Below are 17508 nucleotides of genomic sequence, written 5' to 3' on the forward strand. Positions count from 1 at the left end.
TGGCTTTTTATTCAGATTCAAAGTTTTAACGAATTAAAACTTTTTGAATCCTTTATTTACAACAAAAGGTTTTTTCTTTTCAGGCTGTTCACTGCGCTCTTCACGGTCTGCATAATCACGACGTTCATTGAAGCTAGGGCGACTTTCAGTGCGTCTGTTTTGACCATAGCGGTTTTCAGAGCGATCATTATGATAGCTATTGCCACGATTTTCAGAACGGTCGTTATTATAACTATTGCCACGGTTGTCTGAACGATGATTGTTATAACCATTGCCACCTGAACGTGCTTTGTTAAAGCGATTTTCAGAGCGTTCATTGCGACTATCAAAACGATTTTCTGAACGGTTTTGACCATACTGGCTAGTCGTTGGTTGATAATCACGCTGTTCTGGTTGATTGCTATGAACGACTTCACCTTCAGTATCACGGCGTTGTTGACGTAAGAACCCACCACGACGTGCCGCCATTGGTTTATCTTGCATACGTTCAGTACGACGTTTCGCCATACCAAATAAACCTGTACCTTGACGTGGCTTAAGTTCAACCGCTTTAGTGAGGTTGTCGATATCATTCTTATCGAGTTCCATCCAACGACCAGTACGCAACTCACGTGGCAAAATAACCGTACCATAGCGAGTACGTAACAAACGGCTAACCTTTAAACCTTGTGATTCAAAGATACGGCGAACTTCACGGTTACGACCTTCTTTTACCACAACTTGGTACCAACGGTTGATCCCTTCACCACCAATTTCAGTAAAAGATTCAAATTTTGCAGGACCATCATCTAAAACAACACCTTTAATCATGTTGTTTTTCAACTGTGGTGTTACTTCACCCATAACACGAACAGCATACTCACGTTCGATTTCATTCGATGGATGCATTAAACGATTGGCAAGTTCACCGTCATTTGTAAAAAGCAGTAAACCTGTAGAGTTGATATCTAAACGGCCCACCATCACCCAACGGTCATTGGCAATCGTTGGAAGATGTTCAAATACAGTTGGACGTGACTCAGGATCATTACGTGAACAGATTTCACCTTCTGGTTTGTAATAAATCAAGACACGACGACGAATTTCATCTTCAATTTGGAATTGAACTTTACGACCATCGATGCGAAGCTCATCAGTTGGTTCGATACGTTCACCCACTTGAGCAACCTGCCCATTGACACTTACACGACCAGCCGCAATGACCTCTTCCATATAACGGCGAGAGCCCAAACCAACTCGTGCGAGTACCTTTTGCAATTTTTCACTCATGACAGCATAACCTTAGCAATAATCATCAACAGTGCACCTATTTAAGACTTTGGAGCTTGCGCATCCAAAGCCATAAAAGCTTCCTTGGCGTCCTGTAGGGGAGGCAATTGATCTATAGAAATTAGACCAAAAGCATTTAAAAACTGTGGCGTTGTGACTAACAACGCAGGTCTTCCTGGGAGTTCTCGGAAACCAGATTCCTTAATCCAGTTCCAATCGAATAATGTCCTGAGGATCTGACTATTATTCGTTACTCCACGTATTTGTTCAATATCAGCACGTGTAACAGGCTGATGATACGCAATCACTGCAACTGTTTCTAACAGAGATGGCGATAATCTTGTTGGTCGATCAGGCCAAACTTGTGCAATCACATTTCGATATTTTGCGCGAACTTGAAAGCGATAGCCTAAAGCGGTTTCAACCAGTTCAATCGAACGGCCATGTTGCAAAATCGACAATTGTTGCAAATGTTGGCGTAATTGTTGTTTAGAATATTGATCTTGGAACGCTTCTTTTAAACGTGCCAATGATATGGGCGCATCGCTGGCAAAGATAATCGCTTCCAATTGCATTAAAACTTCGTGATGCAACTCATCAACATTGAATGCATTATTTTGATCAATCGTCATGCATGTGCTCCTTGAATCGAAAGCGGAGCTTCAACACCTGAAGAAATAATTTGAACTTTTTGCTGACGTGTTAATTCTAAAATAGCCATAAAAGTAACAACCATGCCCATACGACCTTGGCTAGGCTTGAGTAATTCTTGGAAATTGAGTACTTCGCCCGTTTTAACCATCAGTTCAATATAGGCGATTCGCTCCTCAAGTAAAACAGGTTCTTGTTCGATTTTGTGAGTAATCGGTTCAGGGCGATTGAAAATGCAGAACAAGGCATCTCTGAGCATTTCCACTTCATAGCCTTCGTATACTTTGGGAATATGACCAATAGATACACTGGTCATATAAGTATCCCGATCTAAAACAGGCATTTGCCCTAAACGTTCAGCAGCTTGCTTAATACGTAAATAGGTTTCAAGACGGTCAATTAATTCTTGTTTTGGATCTTTTTCAATATTTACTGTTTTAGGTTTTGGCAATAACAAACGTGATTTTAAATCTGCTAATAATGCTGCCATGACCATATAGTCTGCGGTTAACTCAATGTTCAAGGACTTCATATTGTCCATGTATGATAAATATTGAGCAGCAATTGGGGCAATATCGAGTTGTAATAAATCAAAACCGTTTTTTTGAATCAAATAAATTAAAAAGTCGAGTGGTCCTTCGAAATGCTCCAGCAGGATTTCGAATGCAGCAGGTGGAATATACAAATCTTCTGGAATGGTTTCATGCCATTCATCCAATACTCGGATGTGGGAAACCAATTCCATAGAATCATGTGATGTTTGAGTCATTACAATTTATTAGCCACGCGAATTTTCAAAGGCATGTTTTATCGTACTGCCACTCAATGAAACATGGACATTGGAGAGAGGTGGAGACGAATTACAAAAAGATAGTAAGCCTATTTTAAAGGAAAAGCACGTAGGAATACATTGCTAAATCATAAAAAACGATAAAAACCTGAAAATAAATAGGGATTTTTTTAATTTATGCTGTGGTTGAAAAATATTTTTGAAAATATAGACGGGTTCGGTTTCATCACTCTATTTAACTATTGCTTCGCTATTTTGCAACGCTATTCGTTTTAAGTTTTTTGAAAAATTTTGTCATAGCGATAACTTAATATATGTATTCTGATAATTAACACGTTGGTAAGCAGTACCATCAAGAAATAAAACCAGCCTATATATTTTTGATTTTGATATTGTTTCATAAGTTCTGCAAAAGATAATTCTTCTGTTGCAGTTTTTAAATGGAGTAGAAGAACATTTTGGTCTGAAAAATAAGGAGGATTAGAAAAATATTTAATTTGGGAAAATTGTTGCTCAAATTTTTCTAATTGTGTGCAACCTTTTTTAGCTTTCAGAAAATCGCACCTAATTTTGAATTGAGGCTGTCCTTGTTGGTCTAATAATTCAATATCTGTGTAATAAGTTTTACTTCGACCTGAACCCGTTTGGTATTTATGGACATGAATCTTCCCTTCAGCTTCTTTATGAGTTGCTGTTAATTCTGCGAAAGGTAATGCTTTGATGGTTTTAAAGGTTGAAAGCGTTGCAAAAAAGGGCATATTGGTAATGGCTAATGCTACAATGATAATTATGCAATTGAGGAAGATAGACTCTTTTTTTTCACTTATTTCTTTCGTTTTATTTTTAAAAATAACCAAGCTTGAAAATAATAAAAAGAAAAAAGGAGCTAACCCCGTAAAGTCTAAACTATTAAAAATATCAAAACCGATGAATATAGCCAACATGATTAATGTGTAAGCTATAGAAAAATAGGCATTATTTTTTAGGATTTGATAGGATTCTTGAGCTTTTTTTAGATTTCTCATGGATTTCCATTGTTTTTATTTTTAACTTCAACTAAATAAAAAATCCCGCCATGAAAGACGGGATTCGTCATGCCACACATTGTTTGTCATTTCTAGATTGTTAACTTCAATGACTTAGGAAGTATTGCGACACATGATGACAATGATCAGCGACACAACCTTTGTCAATTTTTAAAATTGAACGTATTAGTTATATAAATAGTTATTACTTAACACATGTTCTTTCCTTTGTATTAAGTTAACCGACTTCACCTTTGTACTGTATTTTAAAAACTTATAAGTAAAGTACTTTGCCACTTTATCTTCATGTGTATATAGAATTATTTGTTTGTAACTCATCTAAATTTAGTCAAACTTGAATTTACTATCTATCCAATTATGATAGCTTCTTGTGTGCTTCCTCATACATCATCGTATTAGCACCTAACTGTTTTGAAATTGTAATACCATACTTCATTAAATGAGGGATATAACTATTAATTGTTTCGTTTGTAAGTCGCTCTGATGGTCCTGAAATAGTTAAAGCACCTTGTAGATGTTGGCTTCCATCTAGAACAGGTACAGATAGAGATGATGTCTCTGGATCACGCTCTCCAAAAGAACTTGCCCAATAATTTTCTTTGATTGGCTCTAATTTAGCGTCTATTTGTTTTTTTGAAAATGCAGACAATATTTTTCCAGAAGCACCTACATTAACTGGGAAAACATCACCTTCAGAGATCGAAACTTTTACAGATCGAACAGGTTCAATACGAAACAAGACTACACGGCTTTCATTATCCAAGATGTAGAAAGAAGAGGTTTCACCTGTTTCCTCCGAAATCTTCTCAAGGATAGGATAAATAATATCTTTTAAATTGAATGAGTTTTGATAAATTCTAGCAAGCTTAAGAGGCATAATACTTAAAGAGTAGAGCCCATCAGTACTTTTACGAATATAACCATGTCGTTCTAACGAATTAAGAAGTCTAAGGATAGTACTTTTATATAGTTTTGTACGTCTTGAGATTTCTGCTAGAGATAGGCTTGGATTCTCGATATCGAATGAAGCTAAGATGAGTAAAGCTCTGTCTACGGCAGCAACACCAGAGTTCTGCTTGTCATCTGAACCTAAATCTTCATTTGATAAATTTGTCATAGAAAAGAAACCTAAATACTTCCGATAAAACCAACAAGTAGCAGTATAGCTTTAATTTAAAAAGACAAATAGATTCTTGTTTAGTTTTATAGTAATAAAGGGACGATATACATTTATATATCATCCCTTGTGCATGTTTATTAAATTAGTCCGATTAGAATAGCTGCCACATACATGACTACACATGTACCTGTACACCAAAGAATGCTGTTTTTTTGATTTTCAGCATAGTCAACATTTGTTAATGAACAGAGTAAATATGTTGAAGCTACCATTGGGCTAAGAAGATGAATTGGTTGACCAATTAGACTTGCAATCGCCATTTCATTTGCTCCAACACCGTAATGTGATGCAGTTTCAGCCAAAATAGGTAATATGCCAAAATAAAATGCATCATTTGTCAAAATGTAGGTAAAAGGCATACTAATGAAAGCTGTAATCGAAGCCAAGTGACTACCTGACGATTCAGGAATAACAGATATTAGATGTTGTGCGATTGCATCAATCATTCCTGTTCCAGACATGATCCCGACAAAAATACCCGCAGCAAAAATTAATGTTGAAACTGCGAGGACGCTATCGGCATATTTACCAATTAATTTCTTTTGTTCCGAAAGTTGAGGGAAATTGACGACTAAACCAATACAGAAAGCTAGGATGAATAAAGGAGCCAAAGAAATATAATTTTTGATCATCACAAAAATAAGCAAGGCTGTTAAGGCTAAGTTAAACCAAGATTTCCATTTTGGAGTATTTTGTTCCTCGTGGATTAACTCTTCATCATGTTCAATTTGGTGTATTCCTAAACGTTTGCGTTCTTTTAGACCAAGATAAAATGCAACAAATAGAACCCATACTAAACCAATAGCCATTACAGGAATCATTTGTAAAAAGAGTTCTGTAGGATCTATTTTTAAAGCACTTGCGGCACGGGAAAAAGGTCCTGCCCAAGGTAAGATATTCATTACACCAATAGATAATAGTAGAACTGTTGCCATTACCTGAGGGCGAATTCCAATCTTCTTATATAAAGGTAATAGTGCTGTAGCAACGATAATATATGTGGTCGCTCCATCACCATCTAAGCCTACACAAATCCCTAAAATTCCAGTACCTACAACAATTTTGAGGGGATCACCTTTCACAATTTTTACAATTAACTTAATCAAAGGATTAAATAGACCTGCATCAGTCATCATGCAGAAATACAAAATCGCAAACGTGATCATGATTCCTGTTGGTGCAAGCTTTTTAATCCCATCGACCATCATGTCACTGAGTTCAGCACTATGACCTGTAAAGATTGAAAAAATGACAGGTATGAGGACAAGAGCTGTGAGTGCAGAGAGACGTTTAGACATCACTGCATACATAAATATAGCAATCATGCTATAGCTAAGAAAAACTAACATAAATCAGTCCTTGATTTATCAAAACATTGAGAGATTTAAGAATGCGAGAACATTGGTTTACCGCAATGCTCTAATTCTGTTGTTAATATTGATCCAGTTGATGAATCAATAATAAATAGTTGATTATTGTTCTTTCCGCCAAAAGCTAAGTTGGTAATTGTTCTACCTGCGGTACATGCTTTGATACGGTAGAGAGGTTCAGCGTATTTATTAAAAACCCAGACACATGCATGACCAGCATCGCAAACATAGAGATTACTTTCGTTATCTAAAGCAAGCCCATCAGCACCACTGATACCGCCTGCCAAAGATGTGAATATGCCTACTTTTGATGTTGAACCATCTTTTAATAGTGGTAAGCGCCAAATAGCATTACCTCTTGTCATAGCAACAAATAATGCTTTTTCTTCCAAATCCATAACAAGACCATTTGGACTAGGTGCATTATTAATCAGACAATCTAATTGATCTAACTCTAAGTCATAGCAGAAGACACGTCCTGTAGGATCATGCATTCCAGTTTGCCCTTGATCAGTAAAATAGAGTTTTCCATTTTTCGCAAAAAATAGGTCATTCACACCTTTAAAGCCTTCACTTTTACGATGAGTTAAAAATGGTGAGATCGTTCCTGATTGAGGATCTAATTTCATTATTCCATTTTTATAATCAGCAATATAAATCATGCCATCGGTATGAATTTTTAGACCATTTGGCCATCCATCATATTCGGTAACAAGATGCCATTCTCCTGCTGGTGTAATTTTAAAAATACGGCCATAGGGAATGTCAGTTACATATAAATTTCCTTCAAGATCAAAAGATGGGCCTTCTAAAAAAGAAGTAACCTTCTGACCAGGTTTATTTGCTCTCACCCAATCTGAATTTCCATCTTTCCTGTATTTTTCAGGAAGTTGAGTGAAAATTTTCGTAGAGATTTCTTTTGGAGGATTAAAAAGACTCATAACAATATTTCCTTGAATCTACGTTCTATTAAGTAGAACGATGTTCTATTTATTTATGTTTGATGATTAGTTAATCAAAGTCAAGTTTTTTCTCAATCTAATTATTAGATCAAAGTCAAACCAGATTAGTGGATATTTTTTATTTGCATTTAAAATAGAATGATGTTCTACTAGATAGAACAAGGCGAAATCTATTTCTAGGTTTCCAGTGTTTTTACTTGGTAGGTAAAAGGTATGAGCAGTCAAAAGGACATAGATATTTTGGTTAGTGAGGTAGGTCCTCGCGATGGTTTGCAAAGTATTAAGCAGACTATGCCAACTGATATGAAGAAAATGTGGATTTCAGCTTTATCTGAAGCGGGAGTGAGAGAAATTGAGGTGGGATCGTTCGTACCACCAAAATTATTACCGCAAATGGCCGATTGTGCTGATCTAGTTCAGCATGCCTTAACTTTAGAAAATGTCTTTGTTACTGCGTTAGTACCAAACTTACGTGGTGCAGAATCCGCATTTAAATCTGGTGTTCAAAAAATAACGATTCCTGTTTCTGTTAGTGAACCTCATTCATTGTCAAATGTAAGAAAAACTCACGAGCAGATGTATTCAGAGGTTGCATCCATCATTGCATTGCGAAACGAGCAATATCCGAATGTTTTGGTTGAAGCAGGATTATCGACGGTATTTGGATGCACGATCCAAGGGGTGGTGACCGAACAAGAAAGCTTATTCATGGCCAACAAAATGGCTGCCCTAGGTGTTGATGAGGTGGGTTTAGCAGACACCGTTGGATATGCCACACCTTTACAAGTTAAAAGCTTGTTTAAGCAACTGAAAATTGAATTAGGAAATATTGCGGGTAGTGCACATTTTCATAATACACGAGGGCAAGGATTAGCGAATGTACTTGCGGCATATGAGGTTGGGGTAACAACTTTTGATGCTTCACAAGGTGGAATTGGTGGATGTCCTTATGCGCCTGGTGCATCAGGAAATATTGTGACTGAGGATCTTGTTTTCTTACTTGAAAGTATGGGACTCCGCACCGGTATTGATATTGAAAAGTTGGTAGCCGCTAGAGAGTGGTTGAAAAAAGCATTACCAAATGAACCGCTATATGGATTTATCCCTGATGCAGGTGTCGGTAAAGCTTTTAAATATGCAAAGGATATGTGAAATGAGTATTGAAAAACAAAACAGTCTTCCGCTATCAGGTATTCGTGTACTTGAATTTGTTCATATGGTCATGGGACCTGCATGCGGATTAATGTTAGCAGACCTTGGAGCAGAGGTTATTAAGATCGAACCGCTACCTCAGGGTGATAATACACGTCGTTTGATGGGGTCAGGTGCTGGCTATTGGATGACCTATAATCGCAATAAGAAAAGCCTTTCAGTTGATATTAAAACTGAAAAAGGAATGAATCTTGTCAAGGAGTTGATTGCTACAGCCGATATTGTGATTGAAAATTTTCGGCCAGGTGCAATGAAAAAACTCGGCTTAGATTATGAAGGTGTAAAAGCCATTAAGCCTGACATTATCTATGGTTCAATGAAAGGCTTTTTACCCGGTCCTTATGAACATCGAACAGCACTTGATGAAGTGGTTCAAATGATGACAGGTCTAGCCTATATGACGGGTCCTGTGGGACGGCCTTTAAGAGCAGGTGCTTCCGTTAATGATGTTATGGGTGGAATGTTCTGTGCGTATTCAATTCTTGCAGCCCTATATCAAAGACAGTTGACAGGTGAAGGACAATTCGTTGAAACCGGATTGTTCGAGAACTCTGCATTTTTAGTAGCACAGCATATGATGCAGCGAGCAATCACTGAACAGCCAGTTGCGCCGATGCCAAATCGTGTTTCAGCTTGGGCTGTATACGATGTTTTTAATACGCAAGGGAACGAACAGGTATTTATTGGAGTTGTTACAGATTCACAATGGGTCGCTTTCTGTGAAGCCTTTGACTTGAACGGTCTCAAAAATAATCCTGATTACGCTTTAAATAATCAACGAGTTACAGCAAGAGACGTAATCTTACCAATCATTCGAGATGCATTAGGCGCTCTTCAAAAGTCAAAAGTAATGGAGCTATGCGAAAAGGCTGGTTTACCATTTTCCCCAATTCAACGTCCAGAAGACTTATTCCACGATAATCACCTAAATCAGTCAGGTGGTATGGGCGAGCTCAAACTTGAAAATGGTAAGCAAGTTAAAGTGCCGTTACTCCCATTCACAATGAATGGCCACCGTTTTGGTGTACGAGAGAATGTACCTCAAGTTGGTGAGAATACTGTAGAGATTCTTACTTCCTTAGGTTATGACGCTGCTGAAGTACAACATTTAACTGAAACTGACATTATTAAATGTAGCTAATTGTTGGCCATTTAATTTATGTATTATGCAAGGATTGCATATATGAATACTTTAAATAAACTCCCTGATAATTGTAATTCGTCTCATCAAGATGCCTGTGATCGAGCTATTAAAAAAGCGGCTTTACGCTTTATTCCATTATTAGCATTAGCCTATTTTTTCAATTATCTAGATCGTACTAGTGTTGGTTATGCTGCACTGCAAATGACTGATTCCCTTGGTTTAACAGCAGCTCAGTTTGGTCTGGGTGCGGGAATCATGTTTATTGGTTATTGCTTATGTGAGATTCCTAGTAATTTAGCAATGTATAAATTTGGGGCCAGAGTTTGGATGGCCCGAATTATGATTACATGGGGGATAGCAGCGGCGGCAACGGCTTTTGTTGTTGGCCCCTATTCTTTTTATATTGTGCGATTCCTGTTGGGCGTTGCTGAAGCGGGCTTTTTCCCTGGCGTAATTTTCTTTTTAACTATTTGGTTCCCACTACAATATCGAACTCACATTCTTGCACTGTTCACGATTGCTACCCCAATATCCTTTTTGGTAGGTGGCCCACTCTCTATTTGGCTTTTGGGTTTTCATGGTCATTTAGGGCTGGAGGGATGGCAATGGATGTTTTTGGTTGAAGGTTTGCCAGCATGTATTCTTGGGGTAATTACATACAAAGTGTTAGTAAATACTCCAACAGAAGCAAAATGGCTAACTGAAGAAGAGCGTCAAGCATTGACAGCTTCCCTGTCAAACGAAAAGAAAGCTGGTGCAAGTAAGCATAACTTTAAAGAAGTTTTAAAAGATGTAAGAGTTTGGATTTTAGGATCGATCACTTTTAGCTTCACTTTAGGTACTTATGGCATTGGCATTTGGTTACCTCAAATGCTTAAAGCTCAGGGCGTTGAATTAAGCTTAATTGGTTGGATCGCGGCTATTCCGTACTTCTTTTCTACTATTGGATTACTTTTTTGGGCTAAACATGTTGATAAAACAGGTAAACCAATCAAAAACCTTGTTATCGCACTTTTATTGGCTGGTATTGCATTATTAGTGGCTGTTAATTTGTCAGGACTAGTCCCTGCATTGATCGGTATTACCATTGCATTAGTCGGTACAATTTCTGCAAAAACCATTTTTTATACACTTCCAGGCAAGTTTTTATCAGGGCAAGCCGCAGCAGGAGGTATTGCTTTAATTAACTCAATTGGAGCATTCGGTGGGTTTGTTGGACCATTCTTAATGGGTTATTTAAAAACAGCAACTAACTCGTTTAATAGTGGTTTCATGATAATGGGTAGCATCTTGTTCTTCGCAGTATTCATGACATTGGTATTAAATTTCTTTATGAAAAGAGAATCGGTATAAATTCCGACTCTTTTTTTCAATCTTTTACCTTACCGCCTTTAATCCTAATTCTCAGTTAAAGGCGGCCTTTTTAATAAAAAAGTATTGCTCTATTGATTCATAGGGTTGTACTAACTCGTCTAAAAATTAGTCAGGATGACTAAAAAAGCAAGGAAAAGTTGATGATGAAAATCATGTTCAAAAAATCTGTGAATGATTTTAAAAAAGTATTTTTAAGTGTTTTAGTGTTTTCTCCTGTAATGGTACATGCAGAAAATATCGATGATGAAGTCAAAGAGCTTAGAGCAGAAATCTTAGAATTAAAAAAAATCGTGCAACAGCAGAGTTTTGATTCTAAGAAAAGTATAGATACGATTTCTACACAATCAGATAAATTACAGGCTGATACGACACAAACACAGAAATTAATTCCTGCACCAGTATTCGTTACAAAATCTGGATCTAGTGTAAAGCTTTATGGATTTATTCGCGGAGATGCTTCTTATCAATTCAAAGGTGGTAATGGAATTTTTAACCGTATAAATAAAGTTGAACTAGAAGGAAGCAATAAAAATGAAGATCGTTTCTATAGTACCGTTACAACGAGTAGATTGGGGTTGGATTTTAAGAGCGAACAGAAAGACCAACCAGTTTCAGGCAAGTTAGAGATCGACTTTCGAGGAGGATCAAATAATGATACGGTCAGAATTCGACATGCCTATTTAAATTATAAAAATCTTTTGATTGGTCAAACTACATCTAGTTTCTTAGATACCGATAATAATCCAGCCATGCTTGATTTTGGATCACCCCTTGGTATTGGTACTAAACGTACACCCATGCTCCGATATGCAGATAACTTAAATGCCCAAACTAAATTCTTCCTTGGTTTAGAGCAAGGCCAAACTGACAATCGACTACCTTCCTTTACTTCAAAATTAAAATATAGTCTTTTAGATGATAAGGGATCTGCTTCTATTAGAGGATTAGCACAAGAAGTTCGATCACGTGAACTCGATAATGCGACTGAATTCAGTTGGGGTATCGGAATAGGTGCAAATTATAAAATCACCAATGATTTAGAAGTCAATGCGGACTATTCCCATGTTAAAGGAGATTCTACTTTTCTTTTATACACTAATGCTGCATACAACTCTGAGCAAAATCAAAATGCCATTAATTTGAATGAATTTGATGCATTTTCTGTAGGCCTCAGTTATCAAATTAATCCTAAGCTTCTGGGTACAATTGCTTATGGTGCTATGTTTTCGGATGATAGTAACAAGTTTGCAGAGATAGCTAAGAATGACGCAGACACCTCTCAGAATAAAGAATTACAACAAGCATGGATTAATTTGATGTATTCGCCAATAGCACCTTTAACATTTGGTGTGGAATACATATATGGTGAAAGAGAGACTTTTACAGGTGAAAAAGGTAAAGATAGTCGATTAAGTACTATGGTGAAATACAATTTTTGATAATGTGCTCATTAGTTTAAATGCTTCTCCAATCATGAATTGAGGAAATGTAAATGTGTGCTGATACTGAAGTTGGAATACAGTAACTCCCCAGACAAATTATCTTCTCTTATAAAGACTAAAAAATAGAGCCTAATGGCTCTATTTTTTTTGATTTCGTGAAATTAATGAAATTTGTAACAATCTCGAAATATGTGCGAAAAATCTCACATCAATTGTCTTTCAGCGCTGTCATTTAGCGAAAGTTCTTGTAGAACACCATTTAATTTTATTTTAGAAATCCAAATTTAAATGACACCTGTCATGTCGTTCAACGGTCGTTATTGGGTTTTGAATCATATAATTTATTATTGATAGTAAAAAAGGCTGCGAATTGCAGCCTTTTCATTTGGTCGTCTATGACAACTTATGTGTCGTTCTTTGCCAACTTATGTGTCGCAAATGACAACTTATGTGTCACGTGACGATTAAAAAAACTTACCAGCTCAGCGCACCGCCAGTTTGATAGTCTGTTACACGCGTTTCGAAGAAATTCTTCTCTTTACGTAAGTCCATCATTTCAGACATCCATTGGAATGGATTGTTTACACCAGCAAACTGCTCAGGTAAACCTAACTGAGCTAAACGACGGTTACAGATGAATTTCAAATATTCTTCCATCATCGCGGCATTCATACCCAATACACCACGTGGCATCGTGTCTCGAGCATATTCGATTTCAAGCATTGTCCCTTCAAGAATCATTTGAATGATTTCTTCTTGGAACTCAGCAGTCCACAAGCTCGGGTTTTCAATCTTGATTTGGTTAATCATATCGATACCAAAATTCAAGTGCATAGATTCATCACGTAAAATATATTGGAATTGCTCAGCAACACCATTCATTTTATTACGACGGCCCATAGACAAGATCTGACTGAAACCACAATAGAAGAAGATACCTTCAAGAACACAATAGAAAGCAATCAAGTTACGAAGTAAGATTTGATCGTTTTCAGGGGTGCCTGTTTTGAAAGTAGGATCACTTAAAGATTGAGTATACTTCAAGCCCCAAGCTGCCTTACGCGCAACCGATGGAACTTCACGATACATATTGAAGACTTCGCCTTCGTCCATGCCTAAAGATTCGATACAGTATTGGTAAGCATGTGTATGAATCGCTTCTTCAAATGCTTGACGCAAAATATATTGGCGACATTCAGGGTTGGTAATATGACGGTATATCGCCAGTACTAAGTTATTGGCTACCAATGAATCCGCAGTTGAGAAGAAACCTAAAGAACGCATCACAATGGTACGCTCATCTTCAGTTAAGCCATTTTCAGACTTCCAAAGTGCGATGTCATGGTTCATGTTGACTTCTTGTGGCATCCAGTGATTTGCACATCCGTCTAGGTACTTTTGCCAAGCCCATTCATATTTAAATGGTACAAGTTGGTTTAAGTCTGCACGACAGTTGATCATTGCTTTATCATCAACTTGTACACGTTGCGCACCCATTTCAAGTTCTTCTAAGCCTGGTGCAACATCTAAGCTTTCTAAGGCGTGAGATGCTCTTGCCAACGAATCGGTTGGATTTGTTGCTCGACTTGCACTGGTTCCAGTGGGTTGTGCAGCTGCCAAATTCTGCGATGGCTGCTTTGCATCAGATACCACCTGCGAATCAGTCGTTTTTTTCTGTTCGACGGGCGCAGGCTGGTGAGCTTGTGCAGCTTGTTTCGGTTCATCATCTTCAAAATCGTCCCAACTTAGGATAGACATCGTTGTTCTCTCTTCGTTGTTAATATCTGTGTTTGACATCTCTTAAACGAAGATGTCACTACTATACGCTTATTCTGTGTAAGCAAAATTAAGTTTTACCGATCGCTGAGCTGTTCTTGTTCGAAACAACAGATATCTACACTACTTATTTTGATTACGCTTTTGCTGCTTACGGATTGCAAAGAACGCATAGACCGCAGGCACGTAAAAAATTAAAAAGGCTAAGATCAGTGCGATTACGCCTAACTCGTAGTTATGACTTAAATTGAACATTTCTTAGCCTCTTTGAAAACCTCTCCCTAACCCTCTCCTTTAAAAAAGGAGAGGGGACTCAACACTGTTTTAAATGAGCCTTGTCCCCCTCCTTCTAGGAGGGGTTAGGGGAGGATTAAAAAATTACTGACAAGCTTCGCAATCAGGATTGTCGATTGAACATGCCATTGGTACTGGAGCCGCTTGAGAGAAACCATCTTCTTCAGCAGCAACTTCAGCCTTAACTTCTGGGGCTACCGCAGCGACTGGAGCAGCAACAGTTGTCGGTTTAACAGCGTTCAATGCACCTGTGTTGATCGTAGATTTCTCAGCAGATGTTGCACCTAATGCACGGAGGTAATAAGTGGTTTTAAGACCACGTAACCATGCCATTTTATAAGTAATGTCCAATTTCTTACCATTTGCACCCGAGATGTAAAGGTTAAGAGACTGAGCTTGATCAATCCATTTTTGACGACGAGAAGCAGCGTCTACGATCCAGCGTGTATCCACTTCAAATGCAGTTGCAAAGATTGCTTTTAATTCTTCAGGAATACGTGCAATTTTTTGTACTGAACCTTCAAAGTGTTTCAAGTCATTGACCATGACTGAATCCCAAAGACCACGGTCTTTCAACGCACGTACTAAGTACGGGTTGATCACTGTAAATTCACCAGAAAGGTTTGATTTTACATAAAGATTTTGGAAAGTCGGTTCGATTGACTGAGAAACGCCACAAATATTCGAAATGGTTGCTGTTGGTGCAATTGCCATCACGTTTGAGTTACGCATACCGTCTTTTTGAACTTTGCTGCGTAATGTATCCCAATCCAAACGTTGTGTACGGTCAACTTCAAACATACGTTCAGGGCGAGATTTCGCAACGATGTCTAAAGAGTCGATTGGTAGAATCCCTTGATCCCACAATGAACCTTTAAATGTTGAATAAACACCACGCTCAACAGCCAAATCACTCGAAGTTTGGATCGCGAAGTAGCTAATCACTTCCATAGATTCATCAGCAAAGTCTACAGCTTCATCTGAACCATAACCGATACCCAATTCATATAAAGCATCTTGGAAGCCCATGATACCCATACCCACTGGGCGGTGTTTCATGTTTGAATTACGTGCTTGCTCAACGGCATAGTAGTTAATGTCAATCACGTTATCGAGCATACGAACAGCGGTCTTCACTGTACGTGCCAATTTCTCACGGTCTAATGCACCACCTTGAACGTGTTGAACAAGGTTGATCGAACCTAAGTTACATACTGCGATTTCATCTTTATTGGTATTTAATGTGATTTCAGTACATAAGTTTGATGAATGTACGACACCGACGTGTTGTTGCGGTGAACGTAAGTTACATACGTCTTTGAATGTGATCCATGGATGGCCTGTTTCAAACAACATAGACAGCATTTTACGCCATAAGTCTTTCGCACGGATTTTCTTATGAAGCATATTGCTTTCTTTGGCAATACCTTCGTAGTACGCATAGCGTTCAGCGAATTCGACACCCGTCAAATCATGTAGGTCAGGAGTTTCAGATGGTGTGAATAATGTCCATTCAGCATCTTCAAAAACACGTTGTATGAATAAGTCTGGAACCCAATTCGCAGTATTCATGTCATGGGTACGACGACGGTCATCACCGGTGTTTTTACGAAGCTCTAGGAATTCTTCAATGTCTAAGTGCCAAGTTTCAAGGTATGCACATACTGCACCTTTACGTTTACCACCTTGGTTTACCGCAACAGCAGTGTCATTGGCAACTTTAAGGAATGGTACAACACCTTGTGATTTACCATTGGTTCCTTTGATGTATGAATTCAATGCACGAACTGGCGTCCAGTCATTGCCTAAACCACCTGCCCATTTTGAAAGAAGCGCATTGTCACGCATCGCACCATAGATGTCATAAAGATCATCTTGGATTGTCGTTAAATAACAGCTAGACAACTGTGGACGTAATGTACCTGAGTTAAATAAGGTCGGTGTAGACGCCATATAATCGAAGCTAGACAATAAGTCATAGAATTCAATTGCACGTTCTTCACGGTTGTCTTCATTTAAAGCCAGACCCATCGATACACGCATGAAGAACAATTGCGGAAGTTCGAAACGCACATCATTAGAATGAATAAAGTAACGGTCAAATAAAGTTTGTAAACCTAAATATGTAAATTGATTTGAGCGTTCAGGTTTGATCGCAGCAGCCAATTTCGCAAGGTCAAAGTTTAAAAGTTCAGGAGATAAAAGTTCGAGCTCGATCCCTTTTTTCAGGTAAGTTTCAAGCGCATCACCTTCATTGGTATCAACAGCCAAACCTAAGAATTTAAGACCAGTTACCACCAAATCATCACGTAATAAACGTGCAGTCACATAAGTGTAGTTAGGTTCTTGTTCGATACGAGTACGTGTCGCCATCATCATCGTAGTTGAGATGTCTGACTGTTTTACACCGTTATATAAGTTTTTAACTGTTTCATCGACAATGGCTTGAACGTCAATCCCTTCTAAGCCTTCGCTTGCTTTTGCAATCGTCGCTTGAAGTTTACCCAAATCTAGAGGCTGAAGCTGACCATTCGTATCTAAGATTTGTAAGGTTGGATGATGATGAGCACCTGTTTGTTTACGTGCTTCAGAGCGTTGCTCACGGTAAATCACGTAAGCACGAGCAACTTTTTGTTCGCCAGTACGCATAAGTGCCAATTCAACTTGATCTTGAATTTCTTCAATGTGAATTGTTCCACCCGAAGGTAAACGGCGATTAAAAGTATTCATAACCATTTCTGTTAATTGTGTAATACGGTCATGAATTCGGCTTGAGTCAGCACTTTGTTGGCCTTCAACAGCTAAAAAAGCTTTACCAATCGCTACAGATATTTTATCTGCATCAAAAGCGGCAACGTCACCAGTGCGTTTAATCACTTGCAGTTGACCTGGGGTTGTAATGGCGTTCATTGTCAGCGTAGCTCCATTGTCATCATTGTTATGTTTATGGACCATTTGAATCGGATATATTGTACAAAATATTATCACGATGTTTGAG

Annotated in this window: 13 protein-coding genes and 1 pseudogene; 4 read left to right on the top strand and 10 right to left on the bottom strand. The window is 38.0% G+C overall.

All coding sequences use genetic code 11. The annotated features are described in order from the left end of the window. Window positions 1-411: 411 nt before the first annotated feature. The 7 genes and pseudogenes from rluB to D7V20_RS08605 all read right to left on the bottom strand — a co-directional run. Window positions 412-1269, bottom strand: a pseudogene (rluB, locus tag D7V20_RS08575) (23S rRNA pseudouridine(2605) synthase RluB); the annotation flags it as partial. A 41-nt stretch (window positions 1270-1310) separates the two neighbouring features. Further along, window positions 1311-1901 carry an SMC-Scp complex subunit ScpB gene (gene scpB, locus D7V20_RS08580; RefSeq protein ID WP_120383889.1) on the bottom strand — a complete coding sequence of 197 codons (591 nt, stop codon included), beginning with the start codon at window positions 1899-1901 and terminating at the stop codon, window positions 1311-1313. Continuing rightward, window positions 1898-2689, bottom strand: a complete 792-nt coding sequence (locus D7V20_RS08585; protein ID WP_120383890.1) for a segregation and condensation protein A — start codon at window positions 2687-2689, stop codon at window positions 1898-1900. The genes scpB and D7V20_RS08585 overlap by 4 nt, the downstream gene beginning before the upstream one ends. A gap of 293 nt (window positions 2690-2982) precedes the next feature. Next, window positions 2983-3735, bottom strand: a complete 753-nt coding sequence (locus D7V20_RS08590) for a hypothetical protein (protein WP_120383891.1) — start codon at window positions 3733-3735, stop codon at window positions 2983-2985. A gap of 376 nt (window positions 3736-4111) precedes the next feature. After that, window positions 4112-4873, bottom strand: coding sequence for an IclR family transcriptional regulator (locus D7V20_RS08595; protein WP_120383892.1), 762 nt, complete (start codon window positions 4871-4873; stop codon window positions 4112-4114). A 140-nt stretch (window positions 4874-5013) separates the two neighbouring features. Next, the gene (locus D7V20_RS08600; RefSeq protein ID WP_120383893.1) at window positions 5014-6285 is read right to left on the bottom strand and encodes a CitMHS family transporter; all 1272 of its coding nucleotides are present in this window, start codon (window positions 6283-6285) and stop codon (window positions 5014-5016) included. A gap of 35 nt (window positions 6286-6320) precedes the next feature. Further along, the gene (locus D7V20_RS08605; RefSeq protein WP_120383894.1) at window positions 6321-7247 is read right to left on the bottom strand and encodes an SMP-30/gluconolactonase/LRE family protein; all 927 of its coding nucleotides are present in this window, start codon (window positions 7245-7247) and stop codon (window positions 6321-6323) included. 234 nt (window positions 7248-7481) lie between these two features. Between D7V20_RS08605 and D7V20_RS08610 the strand changes: the two genes are divergently transcribed. The 4 genes from D7V20_RS08610 to D7V20_RS08625 all read left to right on the top strand — a co-directional run bounded on the left by D7V20_RS08610 (window position 7482) and on the right by D7V20_RS08625 (window position 12437). After that, on the top strand, window positions 7482-8420 hold the full coding sequence (locus D7V20_RS08610; RefSeq protein WP_120383895.1) for a hydroxymethylglutaryl-CoA lyase: 939 nt from the start codon (window positions 7482-7484) through the stop codon (window positions 8418-8420). A gap of 1 nt (window position 8421) precedes the next feature. After that, window positions 8422-9621: a CaiB/BaiF CoA transferase family protein gene (locus D7V20_RS08615; protein ID WP_120383896.1), complete on the top strand. Its 1200-nt coding sequence runs from the start codon at window positions 8422-8424 to the stop codon at window positions 9619-9621. A 42-nt stretch (window positions 9622-9663) separates the two neighbouring features. Then, window positions 9664-10977, top strand: a complete 1314-nt coding sequence (locus D7V20_RS08620) for an MFS transporter (RefSeq protein WP_120383897.1) — start codon at window positions 9664-9666, stop codon at window positions 10975-10977. 161 nt (window positions 10978-11138) lie between these two features. Next, window positions 11139-12437 carry a DcaP family trimeric outer membrane transporter gene (locus D7V20_RS08625; RefSeq protein WP_120383898.1) on the top strand — a complete coding sequence of 433 codons (1299 nt, stop codon included), beginning with the start codon at window positions 11139-11141 and terminating at the stop codon, window positions 12435-12437. 477 nt (window positions 12438-12914) lie between these two features. Here the strand turns inward: D7V20_RS08625 and D7V20_RS08630 are convergent, their stop codons facing one another. The 3 genes from D7V20_RS08630 to D7V20_RS08640 form a co-directional block, all read right to left on the bottom strand. Further along, window positions 12915-14198, bottom strand: a complete 1284-nt coding sequence (locus tag D7V20_RS08630; RefSeq protein WP_120383899.1) for a ribonucleotide-diphosphate reductase subunit beta — start codon at window positions 14196-14198, stop codon at window positions 12915-12917. Between the two features lie 141 nt (window positions 14199-14339). After that, entirely contained in the window at window positions 14340-14471 is a 132-nt protein-coding gene (locus tag D7V20_RS08635) for a preprotein translocase subunit YajC (protein WP_120383900.1), read from the bottom strand. A 123-nt stretch (window positions 14472-14594) separates the two neighbouring features. Then, window positions 14595-17465: a ribonucleoside-diphosphate reductase subunit alpha gene (locus D7V20_RS08640; RefSeq protein ID WP_120383901.1), complete on the bottom strand. Its 2871-nt coding sequence runs from the start codon at window positions 17463-17465 to the stop codon at window positions 14595-14597. Between the last annotated feature and the right edge of the window lie 43 nt (window positions 17466-17508).

Origin of the sequence: Acinetobacter rongchengensis (assembly GCF_003611475.1) — a bacterium.
Classification (GTDB): Bacteria; Pseudomonadota; Gammaproteobacteria; order Pseudomonadales; family Moraxellaceae; genus Acinetobacter; species Acinetobacter rongchengensis.

What these genes read in the sequence shown, in the direction of transcription:
- scpB (WP_120383889.1), bottom strand. Translation starts at nt 1,901, where the DNA reads ATGACGATTGATCAAAATAATGCATTCAATGTTGATGAGTTGCATCAC.
- D7V20_RS08585 (WP_120383890.1), bottom strand. Translation starts at nt 2,689, where the DNA reads ATGACTCAAACATCACATGATTCTATGGAATTGGTTTCCCACATCCGA.
- D7V20_RS08590 (WP_120383891.1), bottom strand. Translation starts at nt 3,735, where the DNA reads ATGAGAAATCTAAAAAAAGCTCAAGAATCCTATCAAATCCTAAAAAAT.
- D7V20_RS08595 (WP_120383892.1), bottom strand. Translation starts at nt 4,873, where the DNA reads ATGACAAATTTATCAAATGAAGATTTAGGTTCAGATGACAAGCAGAAC.
- D7V20_RS08600 (WP_120383893.1), bottom strand. Translation starts at nt 6,285, where the DNA reads ATGTTAGTTTTTCTTAGCTATAGCATGATTGCTATATTTATGTATGCA.
- D7V20_RS08605 (WP_120383894.1), bottom strand. Translation starts at nt 7,247, where the DNA reads ATGAGTCTTTTTAATCCTCCAAAAGAAATCTCTACGAAAATTTTCACT.
- D7V20_RS08610 (WP_120383895.1), top strand. Translation starts at nt 7,482, where the DNA reads ATGAGCAGTCAAAAGGACATAGATATTTTGGTTAGTGAGGTAGGTCCT.
- D7V20_RS08615 (WP_120383896.1), top strand. Translation starts at nt 8,422, where the DNA reads ATGAGTATTGAAAAACAAAACAGTCTTCCGCTATCAGGTATTCGTGTA.
- D7V20_RS08620 (WP_120383897.1), top strand. Translation starts at nt 9,664, where the DNA reads ATGAATACTTTAAATAAACTCCCTGATAATTGTAATTCGTCTCATCAA.
- D7V20_RS08625 (WP_120383898.1), top strand. Translation starts at nt 11,139, where the DNA reads ATGATGAAAATCATGTTCAAAAAATCTGTGAATGATTTTAAAAAAGTA.
- D7V20_RS08630 (WP_120383899.1), bottom strand. Translation starts at nt 14,198, where the DNA reads ATGTCTATCCTAAGTTGGGACGATTTTGAAGATGATGAACCGAAACAA.
- D7V20_RS08635 (WP_120383900.1), bottom strand. Translation starts at nt 14,471, where the DNA reads ATGTTCAATTTAAGTCATAACTACGAGTTAGGCGTAATCGCACTGATC.
- D7V20_RS08640 (WP_120383901.1), bottom strand. Translation starts at nt 17,465, where the DNA reads ATGGTCCATAAACATAACAATGATGACAATGGAGCTACGCTGACAATG.